This window comes from Butyrivibrio sp. XBB1001, assembly GCF_000424505.1.
Lineage (GTDB): Bacteria > Bacillota > Clostridia > Lachnospirales > Lachnospiraceae > Butyrivibrio.
Genome location: NZ_AUKA01000003.1, coordinates 247,362 through 268,830 on the forward strand (window position 1 = coordinate 247,362; position 21,469 = coordinate 268,830).

The 21,469-nt window shown below is 41.4% G+C and carries 16 protein-coding genes; 13 read left to right on the plus strand and 3 right to left on the minus strand.

The annotated features are described in order from the left end of the window. Positions 1-927, minus strand: coding sequence for a choline/ethanolamine kinase family protein (locus G631_RS18250; protein WP_051196927.1), 927 nt, complete (start codon positions 925-927; stop codon positions 1-3). Positions 928-1,047: 120 nt separating this feature from the next. Between G631_RS18250 and G631_RS0106150 the strand changes: the two genes are divergently transcribed. The 5 genes from G631_RS0106150 to G631_RS0106170 all read left to right on the plus strand — a co-directional run bounded on the left by G631_RS0106150 (position 1,048) and on the right by G631_RS0106170 (position 7,307). Further along, positions 1,048-2,211, plus strand: a complete 1,164-nt coding sequence (locus G631_RS0106150) for a glycosyltransferase family protein (protein ID WP_026488706.1) — start codon at positions 1,048-1,050, stop codon at positions 2,209-2,211. A gap of 61 nt (positions 2,212-2,272) precedes the next feature. Further along, the gene (locus G631_RS20050; RefSeq protein WP_051196929.1) at positions 2,273-3,283 is read left to right on the plus strand and encodes a glycosyltransferase family 2 protein; all 1,011 of its coding nucleotides are present in this window, start codon (positions 2,273-2,275) and stop codon (positions 3,281-3,283) included. Then, a complete protein-coding gene (locus tag G631_RS0106160; protein WP_026488707.1) occupies positions 3,273-3,812 on the plus strand; it encodes a hypothetical protein in 540 nt (179 codons plus the stop codon). Before G631_RS20050 ends, G631_RS0106160 begins: the two co-directional genes overlap by 11 nt. A 75-nt stretch (positions 3,813-3,887) precedes the next feature. Continuing rightward, entirely contained in the window at positions 3,888-5,039 is a 1,152-nt protein-coding gene (locus G631_RS18260) for a CgeB family protein (protein WP_051196931.1), read from the plus strand. A 9-nt stretch (positions 5,040-5,048) separates the two neighbouring features. Then, on the plus strand, positions 5,049-7,307 hold the full coding sequence (locus G631_RS0106170) for a LicD family protein (protein WP_026488708.1): 2,259 nt from the start codon (positions 5,049-5,051) through the stop codon (positions 7,305-7,307). Positions 7,308-7,309: 2 nt separating this feature from the next. Here G631_RS0106170 and G631_RS0106175 read toward each other — a convergent pair whose 3' ends face one another. After that, a complete protein-coding gene (locus G631_RS0106175; RefSeq protein ID WP_081671259.1) occupies positions 7,310-8,845 on the minus strand; it encodes a motility associated factor glycosyltransferase family protein in 1,536 nt (511 codons plus the stop codon). Between the two features lie 45 nt (positions 8,846-8,890). Beyond that, positions 8,891-9,853: a LicD family protein gene (locus G631_RS0106180; RefSeq protein ID WP_026488710.1), complete on the minus strand. Its 963-nt coding sequence runs from the start codon at positions 9,851-9,853 to the stop codon at positions 8,891-8,893. Positions 9,854-10,020: 167 nt separating this feature from the next. On the opposite strand from G631_RS0106180, the gene G631_RS18265 reads away from it, so the two are divergent. The 8 genes from G631_RS18265 to G631_RS0106220 all read left to right on the plus strand — a co-directional run bounded on the left by G631_RS18265 (position 10,021) and on the right by G631_RS0106220 (position 21,426). Next, positions 10,021-10,746, plus strand: coding sequence for a ribulose-phosphate 3-epimerase (locus G631_RS18265; RefSeq protein ID WP_035789381.1), 726 nt, complete (start codon positions 10,021-10,023; stop codon positions 10,744-10,746). Continuing rightward, the gene (locus G631_RS0106190; protein ID WP_081671260.1) at positions 10,746-12,830 is read left to right on the plus strand and encodes a LicD family protein; all 2,085 of its coding nucleotides are present in this window, start codon (positions 10,746-10,748) and stop codon (positions 12,828-12,830) included. Before G631_RS18265 ends, G631_RS0106190 begins: the two co-directional genes overlap by 1 nt. 626 nt (positions 12,831-13,456) lie before the next feature. Further along, entirely contained in the window at positions 13,457-14,554 is a 1,098-nt protein-coding gene (locus tag G631_RS18270) for a radical SAM protein (protein ID WP_035789382.1), read from the plus strand. After that, a complete protein-coding gene (locus tag G631_RS21630) occupies positions 14,551-15,972 on the plus strand; it encodes a WecB/TagA/CpsF family glycosyltransferase (RefSeq protein WP_242829070.1) in 1,422 nt (473 codons plus the stop codon). The genes G631_RS18270 and G631_RS21630 overlap by 4 nt, the downstream gene beginning before the upstream one ends. Positions 15,973-16,044: 72 nt before the next feature. Then, the gene (locus G631_RS0106205; RefSeq protein WP_026488712.1) at positions 16,045-17,601 is read left to right on the plus strand and encodes a hypothetical protein; all 1,557 of its coding nucleotides are present in this window, start codon (positions 16,045-16,047) and stop codon (positions 17,599-17,601) included. 149 nt (positions 17,602-17,750) lie between these two features. Beyond that, on the plus strand, positions 17,751-19,181 hold the full coding sequence (locus G631_RS0106210) for a sugar transferase (protein ID WP_026488713.1): 1,431 nt from the start codon (positions 17,751-17,753) through the stop codon (positions 19,179-19,181). 76 nt (positions 19,182-19,257) lie between these two features. Further along, positions 19,258-20,388, plus strand: coding sequence for an NAD-dependent epimerase/dehydratase family protein (locus G631_RS0106215; protein ID WP_026488714.1), 1,131 nt, complete (start codon positions 19,258-19,260; stop codon positions 20,386-20,388). An 18-nt stretch (positions 20,389-20,406) separates the two neighbouring features. Continuing rightward, entirely contained in the window at positions 20,407-21,426 is a 1,020-nt protein-coding gene (locus G631_RS0106220; protein ID WP_026488715.1) for a radical SAM/SPASM domain-containing protein, read from the plus strand. Positions 21,427-21,469 lie beyond the last annotated feature (43 nt).

The following is a 21,469-nucleotide window of genomic DNA, read 5'->3' on the forward strand; positions in this document are numbered from 1 at the left end:
CTATAACTCCTCAAGCATCTTTTGAGCTATTGCGTAGTATTCTTTAGCATATCGGTATTGCCATTTAGAATATTCACCGAATTCTACACCAAGCCTTTCCTTGTACTCGCACCAGTTTGACCAAAGAAGTCCACATTGTGATATGTAGCAGTATATTTTTATTCTTGTTTGAAGAGGACAATTATTTTCAAAGTAAATATTTATTAGATTATCTATTTCTTTTTTGGTGTACAGACTATAGATACAAAACATTGCTATGTCAACGTGAGGGTCCTGCATTCCTGAGTACTCCCAGTCGGTTAGCTGCAGCTTTTCTTTTTCATCAAAGTCTTTGTAAAAGAGGAAGTTGTCTGACACAGCATCTATATGTGTTAAACAATAGTCTTTTTTTTGAGCATCAATAAAAGAAGTTAATGATAATGAATGATCTTTTGTTTCCGTGTAATCTGAAAAAGACGATGGCGCGCCATTCCATAGTTTTTCATAAAAGTTTATCTGGGAAGTAATGTCAAATTCATGAGGAACAACTATATGAAGCTGGTGAAAATCTCTGAGCTTCTTCATGCATAAGACAAGATCCATATGGCTTTTTGCATCGCAACTTCTTACGGAATGGAGATATTTGGTTATTTTGAAGCCGTTTAGGGCATTTAAGTACACAGGGTCATCGCACAAATTAAGACCAGCGATGGCTTTATATACGCTTGCTTCGTTTTTTCTGTTTATAAGTTTGTCAGTTCCCTCTCCTGGAATACGCATTATGTATTCGTTTCCATCTGCAGTGAATTTAAATGACTTGTTAGTCATTCCTTTTTTTAGCATGACAACATCGCTGATTCCTTCGGGAGAAATTCCTAAAGCATCGGCTGCAATCGATAAAATATCATTATGTATTTGCAGGTGTGCATATAATTTTGCGTTTGGCATGAATATTGCACCTACATAGAGAAAACAAATTTAACGAAAAACTTTGGATAGCTACTTATAATAATTATATTACAAAATGTGATAAAATAAACTAAAAAGCGTATAACATTGGTGGGCTATATGAACATACTCATGCTTGATCTTATGGGATCTCTTATCGTTGGAGATCTTCAATATACTTTTATTAAGCTTGGACATAAGTGCAAGTTTTTTCAGTATGTCTTGAGGGATAAGGAATGGAACGAGGAATTTGCAACAGTCTTGAGAAAAGAGCTACAGGAAGGCTCTTTTGATATGGTCTATGCAACTAACTATTATCCAACTGTGGCAAAGGTTTGTTATCTTAACAATATTCCGCACTGCTGCTGGGTTTATGATAGCCCCCCGGAGATAAGTTCCACAGAAACCATGGATTATCCTACCAATCGCATTTTCTTTTTCTGCAAGAATGACTACCTGATTTTCAAAAATATACATGGCCTTGATACGGTGTATTATCTGCCTCTTGCGGTAAATACTGATAGACTGGATAAAATCAATAGGACAGACAGGTATGCCTGCGATATCTCCCTGGTTGGAGGGCTGTATAAGTCTGGTACACTTTTGGGATACAAGAGCATAATGACGCCGGAGCAGCAACAATATGTGGATGCTATGATCCAGGTTCAGATAACAAGGGCAGGCTCTGGAGTAATTGATGCGGCTTTAACACCGGATTTTGTTAATGGAGTTAAGAAACATTATCTGGAACTATCGGAGAAGGCAATACAACCGGAAAAAGCTCATCTCTTTTATGCTATATGCGCTCATATTGCACATGTGGAGAGGCTAGCACTATTGAGGCTGTTCGGTGACAGAGGCTATGATACCAGATTGTTCTTTGGAAAAATAAAAGATGAAGACAGGGAGCTGCTTGCTGGTCATAAGGTCAAGCTCTGCGAAAGTGTCAGTTATGAAATGGAAATGCCACAGGTGTTTAAAAGTAGCAAGATCAATTTAAACCCTGTTCTTAGGGCCAACAGAGGAGGAATTCCTTTGCGGGCAGTGGATGTACTTGGCTGCGGCGGATTTCTTTTGACTTCCCATCAGGAAGAGATGGAGGAGTATTTCAGGTCCGACGAAATTGCGACCTTTGCAACTATAGAGGAAGCAGTGGATAAAGCAGATTATTATCTGGCTCACGAGTCTGAAAGGATACTTATTGCAAGAAAGGGCTATGAGAAGGTTAAAAAAGACTTTTCCTACGAGGAGAGAGCAAAGATGCTTATAGAAAAGTGCATGTGATAATGGTGATCTAGGCGATTCTGGAGCCAAGTCGTTTTATAAAAAAATCAGGAGATTTGTAATGAAGAAAGTTAGCGTAGTTGTACCAGCTTATAATGCACACGATACACTTGCAAGGAGTCTTGGAAGCCTGGTAAATCAAACACTTCAGGATATTGAGGTTGTAGTTGTCAATGATGCGTCAACGGATGATACTATCGATATCTGTAACAGGTGCAAGGCTGCATTTCCTGATAAGGTTGTGGTGGTGGATTCTGCGGTGAATATGGGATGCGGAGGAGCAAGAAGCCTTGGACTTGATGCTGCATCCGGAGAATATATTGGTATGGCAGATGCAGATGACTTTGTGGCACCTACCATGTATGAAAAGCTCTATGCTAAGGCGGTTGAAACAGGGGCAGATATTGTGGATTCCGGCTTTTATGCCGAGTCTACTGATAAGGCAATTTTGACGGTCAGTGATGATCTGGCAGGGGAGCTTGACGATGACAAGAGGTCGAGGCTTATAGTAAGCGGTGGATATCTGGTTACTAAGATTTTTAAGAGGGAAATCTTTGAAGAGCCCAAGATTCGCATGCAACACAACATGGCGGCCTTAGAGGACCTTGAGATACTCATATATACTTATTTGAGAGCAGGGAGCATTGCGGCAGTAAAAGAGATCTTTTACAACTACTGTGATACGGCAGGTTCCAACACCAAGACGATGAACATTGATAAATACTACGATTCAGCGTATAGGGCAATTCGAGGAACTTACGACAAGTGCCATGAGATGCCAGACTATCCTGGATGCCAGGCAGCAGTTGAGATGATGATGGCAAATATATATTCTTATGGAGTCAATCGTTGTCTGTATGATCAGATTGTCAGGCTTGGCGCGGACAAGAAAAATGTGAAGAAGTATTTTGAAGGGCTTCCTTCCAAGGAACTCTCGATGATAAAAGAGCTGGTGGCTCTTAGAAACGAAGTAATAAAGATTCCTTTTGAAGAGAATGGTTTTATTATGAGCAAGATTGCAGAGCTTGACCTGGCAATCCTGAAAGAGTGCGAGATGAGGTTTGGGGCGTGAATTTCAAGTATTATCGGACGAAGGGGATGATTTTTTATCGGGGCTAAAAGTAAGTGATAGAATAGTACCCATTATAACTCTTGTGGTATATTGTAATGATTACAGATTAAATATTATTTCACCACATGATATTACTGATTTCAAAAAGTTTAAGACAGAAGTTGGAGATGTTTTTGAGTTTATCAAAAGACAGAATGAAGATAATTTATTAGCTGAAATGCAATCTGAGCATGAGGAGGATTGGAGCATGAGTGTTGAGTCGATTAATGTGATCAATGAGTTTACTGGTGCAAACATCCCCACAGATAAGCAAGAAGGAGGAAAGGTCAAGATGTGCAGAGCCACAGAAGCGATATTTGAGCAGGGAATAGAGCAGGGAGTAGAACAAGGAATACGTGCCTTTATAGAGGATAAGCTTGAAGATAATATAGATGATGAGACTATTATAAAAAAGCTTGAGTCTAGGTTTGAACTTACAGAAGAAAAGGCAAAAGAATATCTGAAACAGTGTAAAGAAACTGAGAATTGATGAAATGCAAGTAAACTCGAAACTAGTATAGTGATGATATGAATATAGCCAAAGAGCTAATTCTGGTAAGTTTAAATGAACATTCTTCTCTATGATTTCCTAAATTCATATATTCAGTATGACCTTGTGTATTATCTTGAAAAGGCAGGGCATAAGTGTGCCAATGTGCTGTATCGGGAGGGTGTTGACAAGTACGAAGACGAGAAGTTTACTGCCAGGATGGAAAAAGATTTATCTGACGGTAATTTTGATCTGGTGCTGACCACAAACTTCTGGCCGGTGGTTTCCAAGGTGTGCAAAGAGCATGATATAAAATATGTGTCATGGTTCTTTGATTCTCCGCCCAATTTGCCTACTGCGGAGTGCATGGAGTATGAGTGCAATAGGATTTTCTTTTTCGCAAGGGCTGATTATGAGAGGTATAAAGCGTTAGGGCTATCTAATGTGTACTACCTGCCACTTGCAGTTAATGTGGAGAGATTAGCTGGAATCAAGGTAAATCAGGCAAGGTACGGGTGTGAGATTTCTTTTGTTGGAAAGCTTTATGAGTCCATGCTTCCGGCTATGATGTCACATATGGATGAATATCAGAGGGGATACATTGATGGCGTTGTGAAGACGCAGCTGCAGTTATATGGCGGATATATTGTTGATGATGTGATAACTGAAGAATTCTCGGAAAGTGTAAGGAAGCGCTACCGCGAGCTTTCTGAGAAGGCTATCCAGATAAGCCGCATGGAGCTTGCGTGGGCAGTGGCTTCCCACGTGACGCACCTTGAGAGGATGACGCTACTAAGCGTATTGTCAGGGCGACATCAGGTTAAGCTCTATACCTTTGAATTGACCGAAGATGAGAAGCGGCTTCTTCCAAACGTGGAGTACTGCGGCGCTGTTGACTATCTTAAGGAGATGCCGCAGGTATTTGCGGCAAGTAAGATCAATCTGTGCCCGGTTCTTAAGGCAAATAGGTCAGGAATCCCCCTTCGGGCACTGGATGTAATGGGGGCTGGTGGATTTCTTTTATCAAGTTATCAGAGTGAGCTGGCAGAGTATTTCTATGATGGGCAGGAATGCGTTCTGTATACATCCCTTGAGGATGCCATAGCCAAGGCAGATTATTACTTGGCTCGTGAGGACCTTCGGAGGCAGATTGCGGCAGCAGGTAGAGCGAGGATTGAGGAAGCCTTTGGGTATGAGGATAGAATCGAGGCACTGCTAAGTGTGTGAGGGCACCTGATGCGACACGGAGTGGATTTTTTTCGAGATGAGATCAGAAATGGTTTCTACATACCGACGGCGGTTAAGCAGTCCTGGGCTGCTGCTCTTGACGTGCTCTTTGAAATTGACAGGATATGTCGCGCTCACAATATCAGATATTTTGCTGATTGGGGCTCATTTCTGGGAGCTGTGCGTCATGGTGGTTTTGTGCCCTGGGACGATGACCTTGATATCTGCATGTTAAGGGATGATTACGAGAAATTCCGTGCGGTTTGCGATGCTGAGCTTCCTGCAAATTATTGCATCCATGATTACGAGAGACACCAGGGACACTGGCTTTTTCTTGCAAGAGTGGTGAACAACAGTCATATAAGGTTCGACGACGAACATCTTTTAAATAACTATAATTTCCCGTGGCTTTCAGGAGTTGATATCTTCCTGAAGGACTATCTTTATGATGATCCAGCCAAAGAAAAAGAGAGAGACGATAGGATAATGCGCCTTCTTGCAGAGGCAGAGCCCTATATTACAGAGCTTGAGAAGCCAAGCGGTGGTAAGGGAAGCATTTCCCAAAATGATATTTCTGGTAGAACTGGAAATGACGCTGGACATAATGAAGCTGCGCTTAGAAAGGCAGTGGATCTGTACAGGCGCGCGGAAAGCATCATGGCGGAAGTGACGTCTCCATCTGAAATAGATGAAAAGACTGGTTCGAATAATACGCATCATATAGGGCAGATTTTTCCCTGGATTTTAAAGGGCGGAAAAGGAGAGAAACTTGAATACTACAAAGAGACTGTGTACCTGCCCTTTGAAGATACCCTTATTCCAGTTCCGGCCTGCTATAACAAGGTATTAAGCAGCCGCTATGGGGATTACAATGTAGTAAAAAAAGGAGTTGCTGGCCACGACTATCCTTCTTTTGAAGGCCAGAGAAAGGCATTTGAAAGTGAGACAGGAGCATCGCTCCCACAGTTTTCTTTTGATAAGAAAATGCTGGAGAGGCCAGAGCCTTTCTGTAATGATAAGGAGCAAAATCTGAATCCGGCGGAAGATGCCAGTGCAAGCTGTTCGGAGCAGATGGCTGCACATGAGCGAAATAGGAGAGAAGTTTTGTTCCTTCCAGTGGGGCCTTCTGAGTGGAAGAGCCTTGAGAACTCTTTTATAAAAGAGTGTGCAGATCCGGATACAGACGTATATGTTGTGCCACTTCCTCTTATGCACAGGGATTTCTACGGACGAATCCAGAGCACAGACGAGGAAATCCTTGAGGCTGAGCACTTTGAGGACTATGTGAGGATTTTAGAAGAGTTGGAGAGTAGGAGTCGCGATAACGAATCAGGTGAGAATGATAATTGTAACAATGAGGCAGAATGCGGCTGGAACAGAGATGGCGAAAAATGTGATAACAAAATTTGCCATGATGAAAGTAGCGATGAAAACAGTGCTGATGCCGGTAGTGTGAATCTTGATCACGTTTATTTGGTTGGCTTTACAGATTTTGATCTGGCAGAGCACTGCCCAGATAGAATATACATCCAAAATCCGTACGATGAGTGGAATCCGGTTCTCACGGTGCCAGAGTATTACTATTCAAGAAATCTTCGAAACTTTACCCGTGAACTTATTTACGTTCCTATTGGCCCTGTGGGTGAGTATACAGAAAATGATCTTCCGGATATGCTTGGTATGCAGTTCTATGTCTTAAAGCCTGGCGTGATCTATGCTGATAAGGTGCTGGTTCAGTCTGAGAATATCAGAAGTCATTATGTTAAGGCGCTTACTGAATTTGCTCTTGAGGATACAGCAGAATATAGAAATTATTGGGAGAACAAGATTATTGCTACCAAGGGGCTTTACGGTTTTGACGATAGACAAAAAGAGATATCTAAAAAGAAAATCCTCTTTGGAATAGCTCCCTATGAATATTTTGAAAATAAGGATCGGTTCGAAGATGCGCTAAAAGAGCGCTTTAAGATATTTAAAGAAAATGCTGATAAAGTGGATGTAACAGTCTATCTTTATCAGGGCATAATAAGTGTTTCAGGTAAAATTGGGACTAGTAGCCACCAGCTTGAGATTTTTTATGATAAAGTGAAGAGTCTTGCAAAGGAGACAGCGGTTGGCCTTGTAAGCAATATGGGAGAAAGGGCTGATTTTAAGACAACAGGCGACTTCGTCAGCTCTTTTACCGCCTATTATGGAAGCTCTTTGCCCATCGTCCAGGAATTTATCGCACAAAAAAAGCCCGTAATGATTGCAAATTACGAGCTGTGAGTTTATTTTGCACACCCTTTGATATAAGCACCGTCACGGGATTTGTTGATGAATTTTATGTTGGGGTTTTTAGCAATTATTTTTTCCACATCCCTTATATAGGACATAAAGACTGGGGTTGTAGCTACTTCCTGGCCATTGACGGAAGGGACATTTATAAGGTTAGAGGTGTCAATAGTTGAATTATCCATGGTTCCGCTTGCATGGGTCTGTCCGCCGGGATAGGAGAGGTCAAGGCCTACAAGATCTACAGTAGTGGCGCCTTTTAGTGCAGCAATGTTAATGGCAACAGCGGATACAGTGCCACTGATGTCATGGCAGGATACATTTTGCCTCTTATAGATTTCTTTTGAAAAATACATTCCAGAAGTTGGAATTAGGTATTTTTCGCCTTTGTAAAGTTTTCCAAATTTCCAGGATGCGCAGTCTGACAAGATAAGCGGCACGTCAAGGTCGTTAAGGCCCTCTAAATGGCGGAATGTTCTAGCCTGCATATCAATAGCTATCATGAAATCGGGTATTATTCCTGTATCTATAAGTTTTCTGATCACGGTAGTAGCAGCTATGATAGTGGCTGTACTTGCTTTTTCTTTTATGTAATCTATGCTGTAGTTTAAAGATGGGCCGCCGCCAACAACAATCCAGTGTTCAGATGGTTTGGCTATTTCAATATCGCTGACAAATTTTTTGACACTGCTGTAGTTACAGTAAAAATTACGCTCAACAACATTTAGAAAATTGAGGCTGGTTGTGTTTTTTTCCAAAATAGCATTGGCTAAAATGGCATTTTCTTTTTCTAGAGGCTCTAATAATTCTGAATCGATAAAAAAGGCTGTTGTATATTCTTTATCCTCATCAAGGTGGCTTTTTATTATGATTTTTGCTAGCTCATGGATGTTGGCGACTACTGCTATGTGGAGTTTGTGGGGCGGAATTTTGTCCAAAACGCCATATTGCATGGCGTAATCTATTCTCTTTTGACTAAGCTCATATATATAAATATCCATCAACTGGTCAGATACTTCGTACATTTGCTGGGCTAGATAGCCAAGGCTGCAGCCTATTGAACAAAAAGCGTTCTTGCTAGGTTCGCATAGGAGAGATGCCTTTTTATAGGCTTCAAAAGATGGATCTGTGGTGCTGGTAGAAACGCTGTGGGTAGTAAGGTTTTCAAGGCATAGGAACCCTGATTTTGAGCTGAATAGCCTGTAGTTTTCATCTGTAACATCGATGGTGCCTCGAAGGGCCATGGCATCGTACATTTGTGGCAGCAGTTCTTCTATGAAGTCAGCAACCTGGGAGTAGTTTGATTTTGAGATGCAACTGCTGATGGATGATATTTTATCCCATATTTGAAGACCAAGGTTACTATTTATTGTGGCAGTTTTTTGGCAAAATGAGGCCATTATCTGCGTTTGACAATTCCAGGTGTCCGACAAAAGCCTGTATTGTCCTCGCTGGCTAAATTCACACATTTTCTTTAGTTCAAAGAGCATGGTAGCTTCGTCATAAATTTCATTTAAAAAATCTACGGCCATAGTAGTACGCTTTCTTTTATAATTTATATTTTTTGCCTGTCAGTATTATCTGCACCTGTCAATGTATTCCTGCTGCATTTTGTAAAATGGATAGTCATGAGTAGAGACCTGTCGAACGGGAGTCATGAAGCTGCTTCCATAGCAGGCACTGAGAACTTCTTTAAAACCTGCTGGAATAGGGGCTTTTAGCATTTCAAAGTCAGTTTCAATAGTTTCGTTGTAGGCAGAAAGTGGCCTGCGCATATCATTGGAGCGCATGGCGGCGTCTGGGTACCATAGCATGGAGCTGGCTTCTTGTCTTGTTGTCATCTGTGCAACGCTATCGGCCAGTTTCCATAGTTCAAAGCGCGCATCCCCATCTCTTTTTACCTTAACGTTTAGAAGGTCTTCAAGCTGCTCAATATATCCATCCAATTCCCCAGCATTCTTATATTTTTCGTAATCCATGGCAAGATCGTAGACTGCAGTATAGATCTGTCTTATTAGTTCCCACTTTTCCTGTCTTTTTGGCACATAGTCAAGAGGATAAAGATCTATTCCGGCAACGTAAGGAAGACCATAGTAGATATCAGTTATATCCGCCTCGGAGAGGGGAGTGATATCTTTCTCAAGCTGCATAGGTCGTATGCCGCCCAGGTCAATCTTGTCTCTGTTGGAAATGAAGGCCTTTGGCTGATCATAGCCAGGAGTTGTGTAGAAACTTCGAATCCTGCAGTATTCCGGCAGCTCTTTTTCCAGAATAAAAAGAAATCTCATATAATTGGGGCGCTCCATGCAAATATCGATATCGTCATCCCAAGGGATATAGCCATTGTGACGAACTGCGCCGAGAAGCGAACCGTAGTCAAGCCAGAGCTTTATGTGGTTTCTCTGAGCAATTTCCAGAACCTGGTGTAAAAGAGTGAGCTGGATTGCCCAGGCTCTTTTCATGGTTTCTGGAATCTCGAAGTCTAAGCGTGTTTCTGAGCTGAAGAATTCTGCTGGAATAAAGGAAGAACCTGGTTTCATTGGGGCTCCTTGTAATCTGGTTCAAATATAGTTTTCACCTATATTGTATCATTAAAATGTGATAAAATATACTTAATACCGAATGTATGCGAATATAACAGAATTTAGTGTATACAGAAACTAATGACGCTGTCCAGGAAGCTATATCAGCATGCGAGGAGCGGAATATGGGTGATAAAAAGAAGGACTTTAAGCTGTGCGCATCTATGATGTGTGCAGATTATGGCAATCTGCAAAAAGAGGTAAAAGCTCTGGAAGAGGCTGGGATTGATTCCTTCCACATCGACATAATGGATGGTCGCTATGTCGATAATTTTGCTATGTCACTTTACGATATGGCTTACATCGCTAAGGTCAGCAAAAAGCCGCTTGATGTGCACCTTATGATTGAACACCCTAGGCGCAACATAGATCTTTTTTTATCTAGGCTCCGTCCTGGAGATACTGTGTACATCCACCCTGAGGCTGAGTATCATCCCTCAACCACCCTACAGAAGATCGTTGACGCCAAGATGTATCCGGGAATTGCCATAAATCCGGGTACTTCTGTTGAGACGGTAAAAGAGATGCTGAGAATTGTGGACAGGGTTCTGGTAATGGCGGTAAATCCAGGAAATGCCAGCCAGGTGTTTCTCCCTTATGTTGGTGAAAAGATTGAGCAGCTTTTAAAGTTACGCTCCAAGATGAAATTTGAGCTCTACTGGGATGGCGCCTGCGGGCCAGAGAGGCTCCTTGAATATGCCCCTCAGGGCGTTGACGGATTTGTACTTGGTACAACACTCCTATTTGGGAAAAAGACAAGCTACAAGGAAATCATTTCATCGGCCAGGGCTCTGGATTTTAACTATCTGAAGAATGAAAAAACACAAAAGAAAATTGATTATATGAGTTGATGAAGAAAATACGGAATGACCTGACAAATTTAACATTTCCTCCAGCTTATTTTCAGCCGGAGGTTCGAGAGGGCTTTTACATATCTACGATGATGAAACGCTACTTCGCGTCGCAGTTAAAGGTCCTTTCTTTAGTTGCGTCCATTTGCGAAAAGTACGGAATTACTTGGTATGCAGACTACGGCACACTTCTCGGAGCAGTGCGGCACGGGGGATATGTGCCCTGGGATGATGACTTTGATATTTGTATGATGCGTGATGACTATAACAAGTTTTTTGAAGTCGCGGCAAAAGAGCTGCCAGAGGGCTTTGAGATACTTACTATAGACAGAGAACCTGAATATCGCGAGTTTATAGGACGCGTTGTCAACAGTCATACAATTGATTTTGGAATAGCCCACATGAGAGAGTTTTACGGCTGCCCTTACACTGTCGGCATCGATATTTTCCCTTTGGACGGCCTTTACAAGGATGAGGCAAAAGAAAAAGAGCGAAGAGAACGGGCAAATATTGCGATTGGTAAGCTAAAGGAAGCTGAGGATACCGGTAAGAGCGGGAAACTTGTCTGGGAGCTTCGGAAGAAGGTTGAAAAGATTTTTAGTGAGTGCCCTGTAAGAAGCGCTGATGATGTGGCACTTATGGTTTTCTATGTGCCTTATGGACACCATATTTTCCCAAAGGACCTTTATAAGAACATAGTCAAAATGCCCTTTGAGAACACGTATATCGATGTAAACGCCAGATATGAGGAACTTTTGGAACTTGAATACGGTGATTTTATGCGAATTGTAAAGTCAGGTGGTATGCATGAGTACCCTGTTTATGCAGAACAGGAGCGTATGCTACGAGACCACTTTGGAAAAGAACCCTATGGCTATACCTGGGAGCCCACGCAACTTCTTTCTTCGGTGCAGAGATATGTGCAGAAGGCCAGCCAGCTGCTGGCGGATAAGTCTGCAGGGAATGGAAATAATAATGGTAATGTAGTGTATAAGTCAGCTGGTTGGAGTGGTGAAATAGAAAAAAAGAAAATCGCCGTGTTTCTTCCAGTAAGGGCAAAGTGGTGGGATACCATGGAGCCTTTGTGGAAGGCATACTCAGCGAATCCTGAGTATGAAGTTTACGTGCTACCTATCTTTTACTATGACTGCGATTTTGAGGGTAATATCTATGATAAGCATGATGAGAGAACTCTTTTCCCTGAGTATGTGCAGGTTTCAGACTGCGAGAAGTTTGACTTTGCGGGAATCCACCCCGATGTGATTGTGATGCAGGTTCCTTATGACGGTCACAATACGGCTATGACTGTGCATGAATTCTTTTACTCTGCAAATCTTTTGAAATTCACGGATGAGCTAGTATATGTGCCCTATCTTGATATGGATGCGCCAGCAGAGCCAGGTGACAAGGCTTCTACAGCAATAAAGGCATTTGTACAGCAAGAGGGGGTATTTAATGCGGACAGAGTCGTGGTAAGAGGCAAGGCCCTTAGGGACTTTTATGTGGAGTCCTTGATTGAGATGACAGGGGCAGATACTGCAAGCTTCTGGAATCAGAAAGTGGTGGAGCTTGAGAGTGTTGTGAATGGACTTGAGAATAGCAGGAATGGACTTGAGAATGCAGGAAACCCGCAAACATCTCCGGGCGTAAGTGATGGAGGAAGATGTACTGACGGCGAGGAGGACAGGTGGTCGGCTTTCCTTGGAAAATATGCAGGGCGAAAGGTTATCATATACCACATTACCTTGGGATTTCTTTTGCGAGATAGGAATAGGTCAATAGACAAAATAATAAGGTCTTTCAAGATATTTGCGGATGCTGGAGATAGGGTTGTGGCGGTAATAGTACCTCAGGCCCAGGTCATTACGGAACTTCCGGAGATTGACGGTGAACTCTGGGAGAAGTATCAGGAACTTGTAGGAAAGCTTGAACAAGGGAATATATCTAATTGTATATATGATCCAAATGGCTTTTCACTTGAATATATGGACAAGTGGGCTGGCTACTACGGCGATGCCGCACCACTTGTCAGGGAGTGCGTAAACCGCGGAATTCCGGTGATGATTGAGAATATTGATGTGTAATGGTTCTTATTGAGCTGCTTTTTAGTAGTTTGCTGGGGCATTAACTGAGCATTTTATATGAAACAAGCGGAATTGCCGTTTTCATATAATAGTAAAAAGTAGATTGAACTGGACTAGTTTATATGAAAATGAAAGAAAAGGGGATTTCATATAAGGCTAAATTGGGATTGTGCACAAGGAATTTATACGAAAAAGTAAAAAGATAGATTTGTGTGTAATAAGATAAAATTAGTTTTGTGCAATTGGTTTATACGAAAAGTGGTAATAACTGGGATTGCATGTAATAGCCGGTAGAGAAAGTCTTCAAACAGGCTTATATGAAATTTGTGGAATCCATGATTTTCGTGTAATGGACAATGCTTGTGGGAGATAATAGGATTACATGCAAATCTAATGTATGCTGGTTTTCGTATAATGCACGCAGACAGAAGTAAGAAAACAAGCTTATACGAAAATAAGGAAGATGCAGGTTTTCGTATAAAGTCCAGAGGCAGAAACCCCAAAAGTCCCCAAAGCCCCAAAAGCACAAAAACCGTACATGTTGAGAAGTTGCCCAGCATGTTTTATAATGTACGTTGATTTATCATATCACCCACATTATTTATAGCAATTGGAGATTTATTCAAATGTCAAAGAAGTTAAATGGAACTGTGATCGTTACCTACAGATGTAATGCCCGCTGTACTATGTGCAACAGATACAAGGCACCATCTGATCCCAAGGATGAAATCTCAATAGAGACAATAAAGAAGCTTCCGCCTATGTATTTTACTAACATAACAGGTGGAGAGCCTTTTATTCGTGAGGATATCAAGGATATAGTAAGAGAGCTTCGCAAAAAGAGCGATAGAATCGTTATTTCCACAAATGGATTTTTCACAGATAAGATAATTGATCTGTGCAAGGAATTTCCTGACATAGGAATCAGAATTTCCATAGAAGGTCTTGAGCAGACAAATAACGAGATCCGTGGACTTCCGGATGGCTTTAACAGAGGATATACAACTCTTAAAAAGCTCCGTGAGATGGGACTTAAGGATGTAGGCTTTGGTATGACAGTGCAGGATAGGAATGCTCCTGATCTGTGCGAACTTTACAAGCTGTCTGATGAGCTTGATATGGAGTTTGCTACAGCCTCACTTCATAATAGCTTCTATTTTGTTGAAGCCAAGAATATCATACACGACAGGCCAATGGTGGCTGAGCACTTTGAGGAACTTATCAACATGCTCCTTAAGTCAAAGAGCCCCAAGAAGTGGTTCAGAGCGTACTTTAACCACGGCCTTATCAATTATATTTATGGGCAAAAGAGACTTCTGCCCTGCGATATGAGTTTTGATACCTTCTTTATTGATCCATACGGAGACGTTATGCCTTGTAATGGAACCAAGGATAAAGAGGTTATGGGAAACCTTAACACTCAGAGCTGGGATGAACTCTGGAATTCAGAGCAGGCTGAGAAGGTTAGAAAAGTGGTTAGGCACTGCGACAGAGACTGCTGGATGATTGGCTCAGTTTCACCTGCGATGCACAAATACATCTGGGTTCCTGCCTGGTGGGTAATACGCCACAAGTTCAAGGCTCTTTTCATGAAGAAGCCTTACTCAATGTATGAACTCAAGGTGGTAAGAGACTTGCGTGATGGCAAGGTTACTAAGGAAGAATTAGATAAATGCAGCACTTGCGATATGTGTGCTGTAGCAAATGACGGGTTGAAAAAGTGACTGAGAGACTTCGGGGATTTTCTAAAAAGAAATTATTAGTACTGGATGAGCTGGCTTTATTGCTGGCTTATTTCGGTGCGCTTTTTATAAGATATAGAGAAAGATTTCACACCTGGGATGATATCTATGATGGCATGTACGTGGCACTTGCCATATTTGTGGTGCTGGTGCAGGCTATTATTTTCATGGCTTACGATGCAAAGCGTGTTGGCAGCTTTGTCCATGACGGGATCAAGAATATTGCTACAATCATAAAGGGCAGGATAATGCTCTTCATCGCAGTTATCCTATATCTCTATGTTCTCCAGCAGGGAGTGAACTCCTCAAGATTTGTCATCGTAGCTTTTATAGGCCTTGACCTGATCTTTGTATATCTTTTCAGAAAAGTAGCTATCATCCGCTATTTAAAGCGCGTTGGAGATATCAAAGAGGAAGTTTTGGAGCTGTATGCACCATTTCCAAGTGATCAAGAGATAAAAGAAATGGTGAAGTCAGGCAATTACGCTAAGGCGCTTATTCATGACAGAAATATATGTAGAGATACAGATAGAGTAATCAAAACCCTCGAAGACTGTGGCCTTCACCCTTATGTGGCCCTCAAGGCTTTGGATTATCAGGTTCGTGGCGGTATTGTCAGCGATATCAGAGATTATGCGGCAGTTCCCTTTGCAGTGCGTTCTGAAAAATGTGATGTCTTCGGCATTCACTACGCTGTTGCAAGGACGGAAGAAGCGGTTCTTCACGTTAAGAGGCATATAAAGGAATTATCCGGTCAGTATATCTGCTTTTCTAATGTACATACCTCTGTTATGGGAAAAGAAAATGCGGATTACAGAAAGGTACTTAACGAAGCTGCTTTTGTATTTCCTGATGGCAATCCTATAGCTCAGTTCCAGCACAAGGAAGGATTTGAACTGTCAGAAAGAGTGGCAGGCCCTGATTTTATGGAGCATATGTTCAGGGCAACTGCTGATGGAAGCCTTAGTCATTTCTTTTACGGTTCTTCCCAGGAAACACTGGATGAACTTAAAAAGAACCTGGAAGAAAAATACCCTGGCATCGTGATAAAGGGCATGTTCTCTCCGCCTTTTAGAGCGATCACTGAGGAAGAAGATAAGTCTTATGTTGAGATGATCAACAACTCAGGGGCTGATATTGTTTGGATTGGTCTTGGTGCGCCCAAGCAGGAAAAGTGGATGAATGCTCACAAAGGTCAGATAAAAGGCGTTATGATGGGCGTTGGCGCTGGTTTTGACTTCCACGCAGGGACAATTAAGAGAGCTCCAAAGTGGATTCAGAATATCGGCTTTGAGTGGCTTTACAGACTGTTCCAGGATCCAAGGCGTCTTGTAAAAAGATATCTCGTGACTAACGCGAAGTATTTGTGGTATCAGACGATTGATAAATTGAGAAGATAAGTACCAACAGTTTGCTAAAGTATGATCTACAGAAAGAGTGCGATATAATAGATAAATTTGCGGCGGAAAAAGATGAAATCAGATTTTCTAAAAAAAATTAAAGACAATAGAGCGCAGATTGGAGAAGGCATATACCTTCTCTATTTTGCTGTTATGATAGCTGTTAAGGCCTTTGGCTTTTATGAGGGACAGATGATATTTAATTTGTCTCTTTTATTTGTATTTGGACTATTTGCAATTAAGATGCTGATAACAAAGCATACTATAAAGGAATACGCAGTAGTTGCTTTCTTTATGCTGCTTGCGGGAATTGTGTATGTAAAGACTGGTGAAAAGGGACTTATCCTGTACTTTTGCATGATGCTTGGAATGAAACAGGTAAGCGTTATTAAGGTTGTAAAAACTGGCGCAATAGTATCTGCTATTATAACGTTATTTAAGATATTCACTGGTGTGTTTGGCCTTGCTGATGAGATATATTATCCACAGGAGAGAGCCGGGATCGGACTTATGTTCAGACATGGACTTGGCTATGCTCATCCTAACAGCCTTCACATGACAGTGCTATCAGTTATGATGCTGGTTATGTACTATGTTAGCAAGAGACTGATGCAGGAAACAAACACAATTAAACTCATGATATTCTCAGTCCTTGCATTCTTATTTAACCTCTATATATTCCAGTATTCCGGCAGTAGAACTGGCCTTCTTGCAGGAACAGCTTACCTTATTATCAATCTGTGGTTTTGTCTTAGGGAAAAACCTGGAATCCTTGAAAAGATCGTTTGTTATATTTCTTTTCCAGGGACATGCTTTATAGCAATCGTTATGCCATTTATCCTGCCAGAGAGCGTATTTAGAAAAATAGATACGACAATATTTACCACCAGATTTTCTATAGCCAAGTACTTCTGGTCCAACAATTCTCCGGCGCTATTTGGAATCAGGTTAAATAATCCTGATGAGTGGATGTCTACTTATGGTCTTGATATGTCTCAGCTATATCTTTTCCTGCAGCTTGGAATTGTGACCTTTGTAGTCATGGCCTGCCTTACTATGTGGTTTATCCACTACAGCCTGAAAAATTCCCACATGGCTGAACTTGCAGTTTTAATGGGAATGCTGGTGATGGGTATCTGGGAGCCACATTTATACAATCTTTCATTCAAGAATTTTGTATTTGTATTTATGGGAGCGGCTATCTATACGGCTTTGGCTGGCAACACAAAATGTAACTTGAGAAAAGAAAATTCATGGATCAGTTCCATGTCATTAGCTGATCTCATCAAGTCCATGTGCTTTGGAGCGGCAGCCGGAATAGCTTCTGTTATGTTGTTTTATCTTTTAACCCAGGAACCATATGCCTTCTACGGCAGTAGAGAACTAAATGAATCTGGCAGAAGCCTTGGAATGGAAGCTACTTACCTTACAAAAGAAGAGGCTCAGGAATTGAAAACTCAGGGAAACTATATTGTAGGCTATGTTGATGAAAGTACGCCTATGTATAAGTTTGACAGTCAGATAGCCCTTATGGAGTATGAAAGACGCGGGTTGAGCACTGGAGTATTTACGGGAATAGCTACTGGACTGGCTTCAATAGTTCTTTTGATCAGAAAAAAGAAAAAATAATATCCTAGGACTTGGACTATTGCATAAATATGTTACAATGTTATGGCGTGGGACTATGATTTGGATGCTGTTTTGCAGGGAGAGACAATATATGCTTCCAATGATCTTTAGGAACCTGCATATATTATTATTAATATGGGGAAAATCATATGAGCAACAAGTATAAGACGCTTCAGACCTATGTACTCCTTGCAATTGACATGGCGTGCATAATCGTGACCTACATTTTCTTTTCGTGGCTACGATTCAACAACAACAATGACTGGGGAGATAAAACGCTTCATTATATGGTATGCGTTGTGTTTCTCCTATTTTGCGTAGGCTACGCATTTTTGGCAGACTGGAACAGAGACTTCATAATAAGGGGGTATCTGTCAGAATTTTTATATGTGATACGCTTTATGGCTATCATGATATTGGCCTCAATGTCCATGGTATTCTTCCTGGGCTGGTCCAATATTTTGTCCAGATTTGTAGTTCTTAACTTTATCTGGGGAGATATTCTTCTTACTTATATAGTGAGGATTATCTTCAAGAAGTTCTTTAGAAAGTACATCTCAAGCGACCTCAATGTAGAGAGAGTCGTTGTGGTTTCAGAGAAGGCTCTGATGGAGCAGACTATCAAGAAACTTGTTGAGAACAGTAAGGGTGTTGGCTACAAGGTTGTAAGAGCATACTGCGTGGATTCAGAAGCTGATGGAGATTCATCAGAGGAATGGTACATCGATGGAGTTCATATTCATCATGGAATCCAGAACCTTACAGAGCGCCTTATAACTGATCCTTTCGATGAAGTATTTATCAACACTCCTAACATTCCTCAGCGCGAGATGCAGGATATTATCCTTGGCTTTGAGGAGATGGGTGTTACAACTCACTATAACCTTGAACTTCCAGATGTAGGCAAGGCTGCAACAAACGTTGGAGATTTCCTTGATTACTCAGTTATTACATATACTATGTTCCACACCAGCTATAAGAGACTCTTCATCAAAAGAGTCATCGATATCCTGGGCGGAATCGTAGGAATCATACTTACAGGACTTATCACTCTTTTCCTTGCACCTGCCATCAAACTTGATTCACCAGGACCTGTCTTTTTCTCACAGGTGAGAATTGGTAAGAACGGAAGACGTTTCAAGATCTACAAGTTCAGATCTATGTATACTGATGCAGAAGAGCGCAAGAAAGAGCTTGAGGCTCAGAATGAGATGAATGGTCTTATGTTCAAGATGGAGAACGACCCAAGAGTAACTAAGGTTGGTAAGTTCATCAGAAAGACTAGTCTTGATGAGTTTCCACAGTTCCTCAACGTCCTTAAGGGCGATATGAGCCTTGTTGGAACAAGACCACCGACAGAGAATGAGTTTAAGCAGTACAACGAGCATTACAGAAGACGTCTGTCTATGACACCAGGTCTTACAGGACTATGGCAGATCAGTGGTAGAAGTGATATCGAGGATTTCGATGAGGTAGTTAAGCTTGATCTTCGCTACATCGACAACTGGAGTCTTACTGAGGACTTCAAGATTCTTCTTAAGACAGTTGGCGTTGTTCTCTTCGGACGTGGCGCAAAGTAACTTATAAATATATGGTCAGTGGACGCATCTTGCTGTGAGGTGCGTTTCTGCTGATTGCAGATAATAGGAATTTGAAATGTTAGATAAGAATATTGATTTAAATGGTAAAAGAGTTCTTGTCACAGGAGCCGCAGGCTTTATCGGTGCTAATCTGTGCATGGAACTTGTAAAAAGATATAAAGATATCAGGATTCTTGGTATCGACAACATGAATGATTATTATGATGTTGGTATCAAGAAGGATAGACTCAAGGCCATTGCAGAGCTTGTTAAGAACAATGGACAGGCTGGAGAGTACGGAGTTTGCGAGACTATCGGTTCTTCAGATTTTGTATTCTACAAGGGCAGCATTGCAGACAAATCTTTTGTGGACAAGGCTTTTGCCGAGTTTAAACCTGAGGTTGTTGTTAACCTTGCGGCCCAGGCGGGAGTTCGCTATTCAATAGAGAATCCTGATGCCTATATTGAGTCAAATATTATTGGCTTTTACAATATTTTGGAGGCCTGCCGTCATTCCTATGATGGGATAGATGCAGATAATGCTGACTATCGCGGCGTTGAGCATCTTGTTTATGCTTCTAGTTCAAGCGTTTACGGCTCTAACAAGAAGATTCCATATAGCACAGACGACAAGGTTGATAATCCGGTATCTCTTTATGCTGCTACCAAGAAGTCCAATGAACTTCTGGCACATTCCTATTCTAAGCTCTATGGAATTCCTAGCACAGGCCTTCGTTTCTTTACAGTATATGGACCAGCAGGAAGACCAGATATGGCCTACTTTGGATTTACAAACAAGCTCGTTAAGGGCGAGACTATCAAGATCTTTAACTATGGCAATTGTAAAAGAGATTTCACCTTCGTTACAGATATTGTTGAAGGCGTCATCAATGTGATGGGAACTGCTCCTTCTGAAAATGAGAACGGTGTAAGATATAAGGTTTATAATATTGGTAACAATGATCCTGTAAACCTTCTTGATTTTGTGGATATCCTCCAGCAGGAACTTATAAGCGCTGGTGTTCTTCCACAGGACTATGATTTTGAGGCTCACAAGGAACTTGTTCCAATGCAGCCTGGAGATGTAGAAGTAACTTATGCCGATGTGACTCCACTTCAGGAAGACTTTGGATTTAAGCCTTCTACACCGCTTAGGGAAGGACTTAGGTCTTTTGCCAAGTGGTACAAGCAATATTACAATAACTAATTTGGGAGAATTTTAGAAATGCCAATTAGAGTTAACAGTTTTATGGGAAAATTTGGTTGGTTTGCAAGAAAGCATTTTCCAACCCTTGCAAGTGATGCTTACCTCAAACTTCAGTTTATTACAAGAAGTAAATCACAGAAGGCGTATTGCGACTACTTCCTTAATTCCAAGGAAGTTCCAATGCCCAATGTTGTAAATATCGAGACTATCAACAGATGTAACTCAACCTGTTCTTTCTGTACCGCCAATGTACATGCTGAGTGCAGACCTCTTATGAAGATTGATGACGATCTTTACAAGAGCATAATCGATCAGCTTGCGGACTGGGGTTACAAGGGACACCTTACACTTTATGGTAACAACGAGCCTCTTCTTGATACCAAGATTGTAGAAAGACACAAGTATGCCAGGGAGAAGCTTCCTGACAGCTTTATCTTTATGTCTACTAACGGCCTTATCCTTACAATTGATAAGGTAAAAGAGGTAGCACCATACATCAATCAGCTTATTATCAATAACTATTCAATGGAGATGAAGCTCCACAAGAACATTCAGGAGCTTTATGACTATGTTAAGGCTAATCCTGAGGAGTTTAAGGATCTTGATATCCAGATCCAGATGAGATACCTTCAGGAGGTTCTTACAAATAGAGCAGGAAGCGCGCCAAACAAGCAGGCTACAGAAAAGGTAATTAAAGAGACATGTCTTTTACCATTTACAGATATGTGGATTATGCCAAATGGCAAGATGGGCTTGTGCTGCTGTGATAACTTCGAGAAGACTGATTTTGGCGACCTAACAAAGATGACTCTTAAAGAGGCCTGGGGCAGTGAGAGATTCCAGAAGGTTAGACGTGATATAGCAGCAGGCCGTCAGAATTATCCATTCTGTAAGCATTGTGACTTCATCGATGCCGGATTTAGAATGCAGATTGTAAATGCTATTCTTCGCGGCGATCAGGACGCTGCCAATAAGCTTGGTGGACATGAGCGAATGAAGATTGGTAATAAGAATAATGAAGATGATAACATCAAATGATATAGGATGACGAGAGTGAAGCGGAGCAATCCGTATATCATAA

What these genes read in the sequence shown, in the direction of transcription:
- G631_RS18250 (WP_051196927.1), bottom strand. Translation starts at nt 927, where the DNA reads ATGCCAAACGCAAAATTATATGCACACCTGCAAATACATAATGATATT.
- G631_RS0106150 (WP_026488706.1), top strand. Translation starts at nt 1,048, where the DNA reads ATGAACATACTCATGCTTGATCTTATGGGATCTCTTATCGTTGGAGAT.
- G631_RS20050 (WP_051196929.1), top strand. Translation starts at nt 2,273, where the DNA reads ATGAAGAAAGTTAGCGTAGTTGTACCAGCTTATAATGCACACGATACA.
- G631_RS18260 (WP_051196931.1), top strand. Translation starts at nt 3,888, where the DNA reads ATGAACATTCTTCTCTATGATTTCCTAAATTCATATATTCAGTATGAC.
- G631_RS0106170 (WP_026488708.1), top strand. Translation starts at nt 5,049, where the DNA reads ATGCGACACGGAGTGGATTTTTTTCGAGATGAGATCAGAAATGGTTTC.
- G631_RS0106175 (WP_081671259.1), bottom strand. Translation starts at nt 8,845, where the DNA reads ATGGCCGTAGATTTTTTAAATGAAATTTATGACGAAGCTACCATGCTC.
- G631_RS0106180 (WP_026488710.1), bottom strand. Translation starts at nt 9,853, where the DNA reads ATGAAACCAGGTTCTTCCTTTATTCCAGCAGAATTCTTCAGCTCAGAA.
- G631_RS18265 (WP_035789381.1), top strand. Translation starts at nt 10,021, where the DNA reads ATGGGTGATAAAAAGAAGGACTTTAAGCTGTGCGCATCTATGATGTGT.
- G631_RS0106190 (WP_081671260.1), top strand. Translation starts at nt 10,746, where the DNA reads ATGAAGAAAATACGGAATGACCTGACAAATTTAACATTTCCTCCAGCT.
- G631_RS18270 (WP_035789382.1), top strand. Translation starts at nt 13,457, where the DNA reads ATGTCAAAGAAGTTAAATGGAACTGTGATCGTTACCTACAGATGTAAT.
- G631_RS0106205 (WP_026488712.1), top strand. Translation starts at nt 16,045, where the DNA reads ATGAAATCAGATTTTCTAAAAAAAATTAAAGACAATAGAGCGCAGATT.
- G631_RS0106210 (WP_026488713.1), top strand. Translation starts at nt 17,751, where the DNA reads ATGAGCAACAAGTATAAGACGCTTCAGACCTATGTACTCCTTGCAATT.
- G631_RS0106215 (WP_026488714.1), top strand. Translation starts at nt 19,258, where the DNA reads ATGTTAGATAAGAATATTGATTTAAATGGTAAAAGAGTTCTTGTCACA.
- G631_RS0106220 (WP_026488715.1), top strand. Translation starts at nt 20,407, where the DNA reads ATGCCAATTAGAGTTAACAGTTTTATGGGAAAATTTGGTTGGTTTGCA.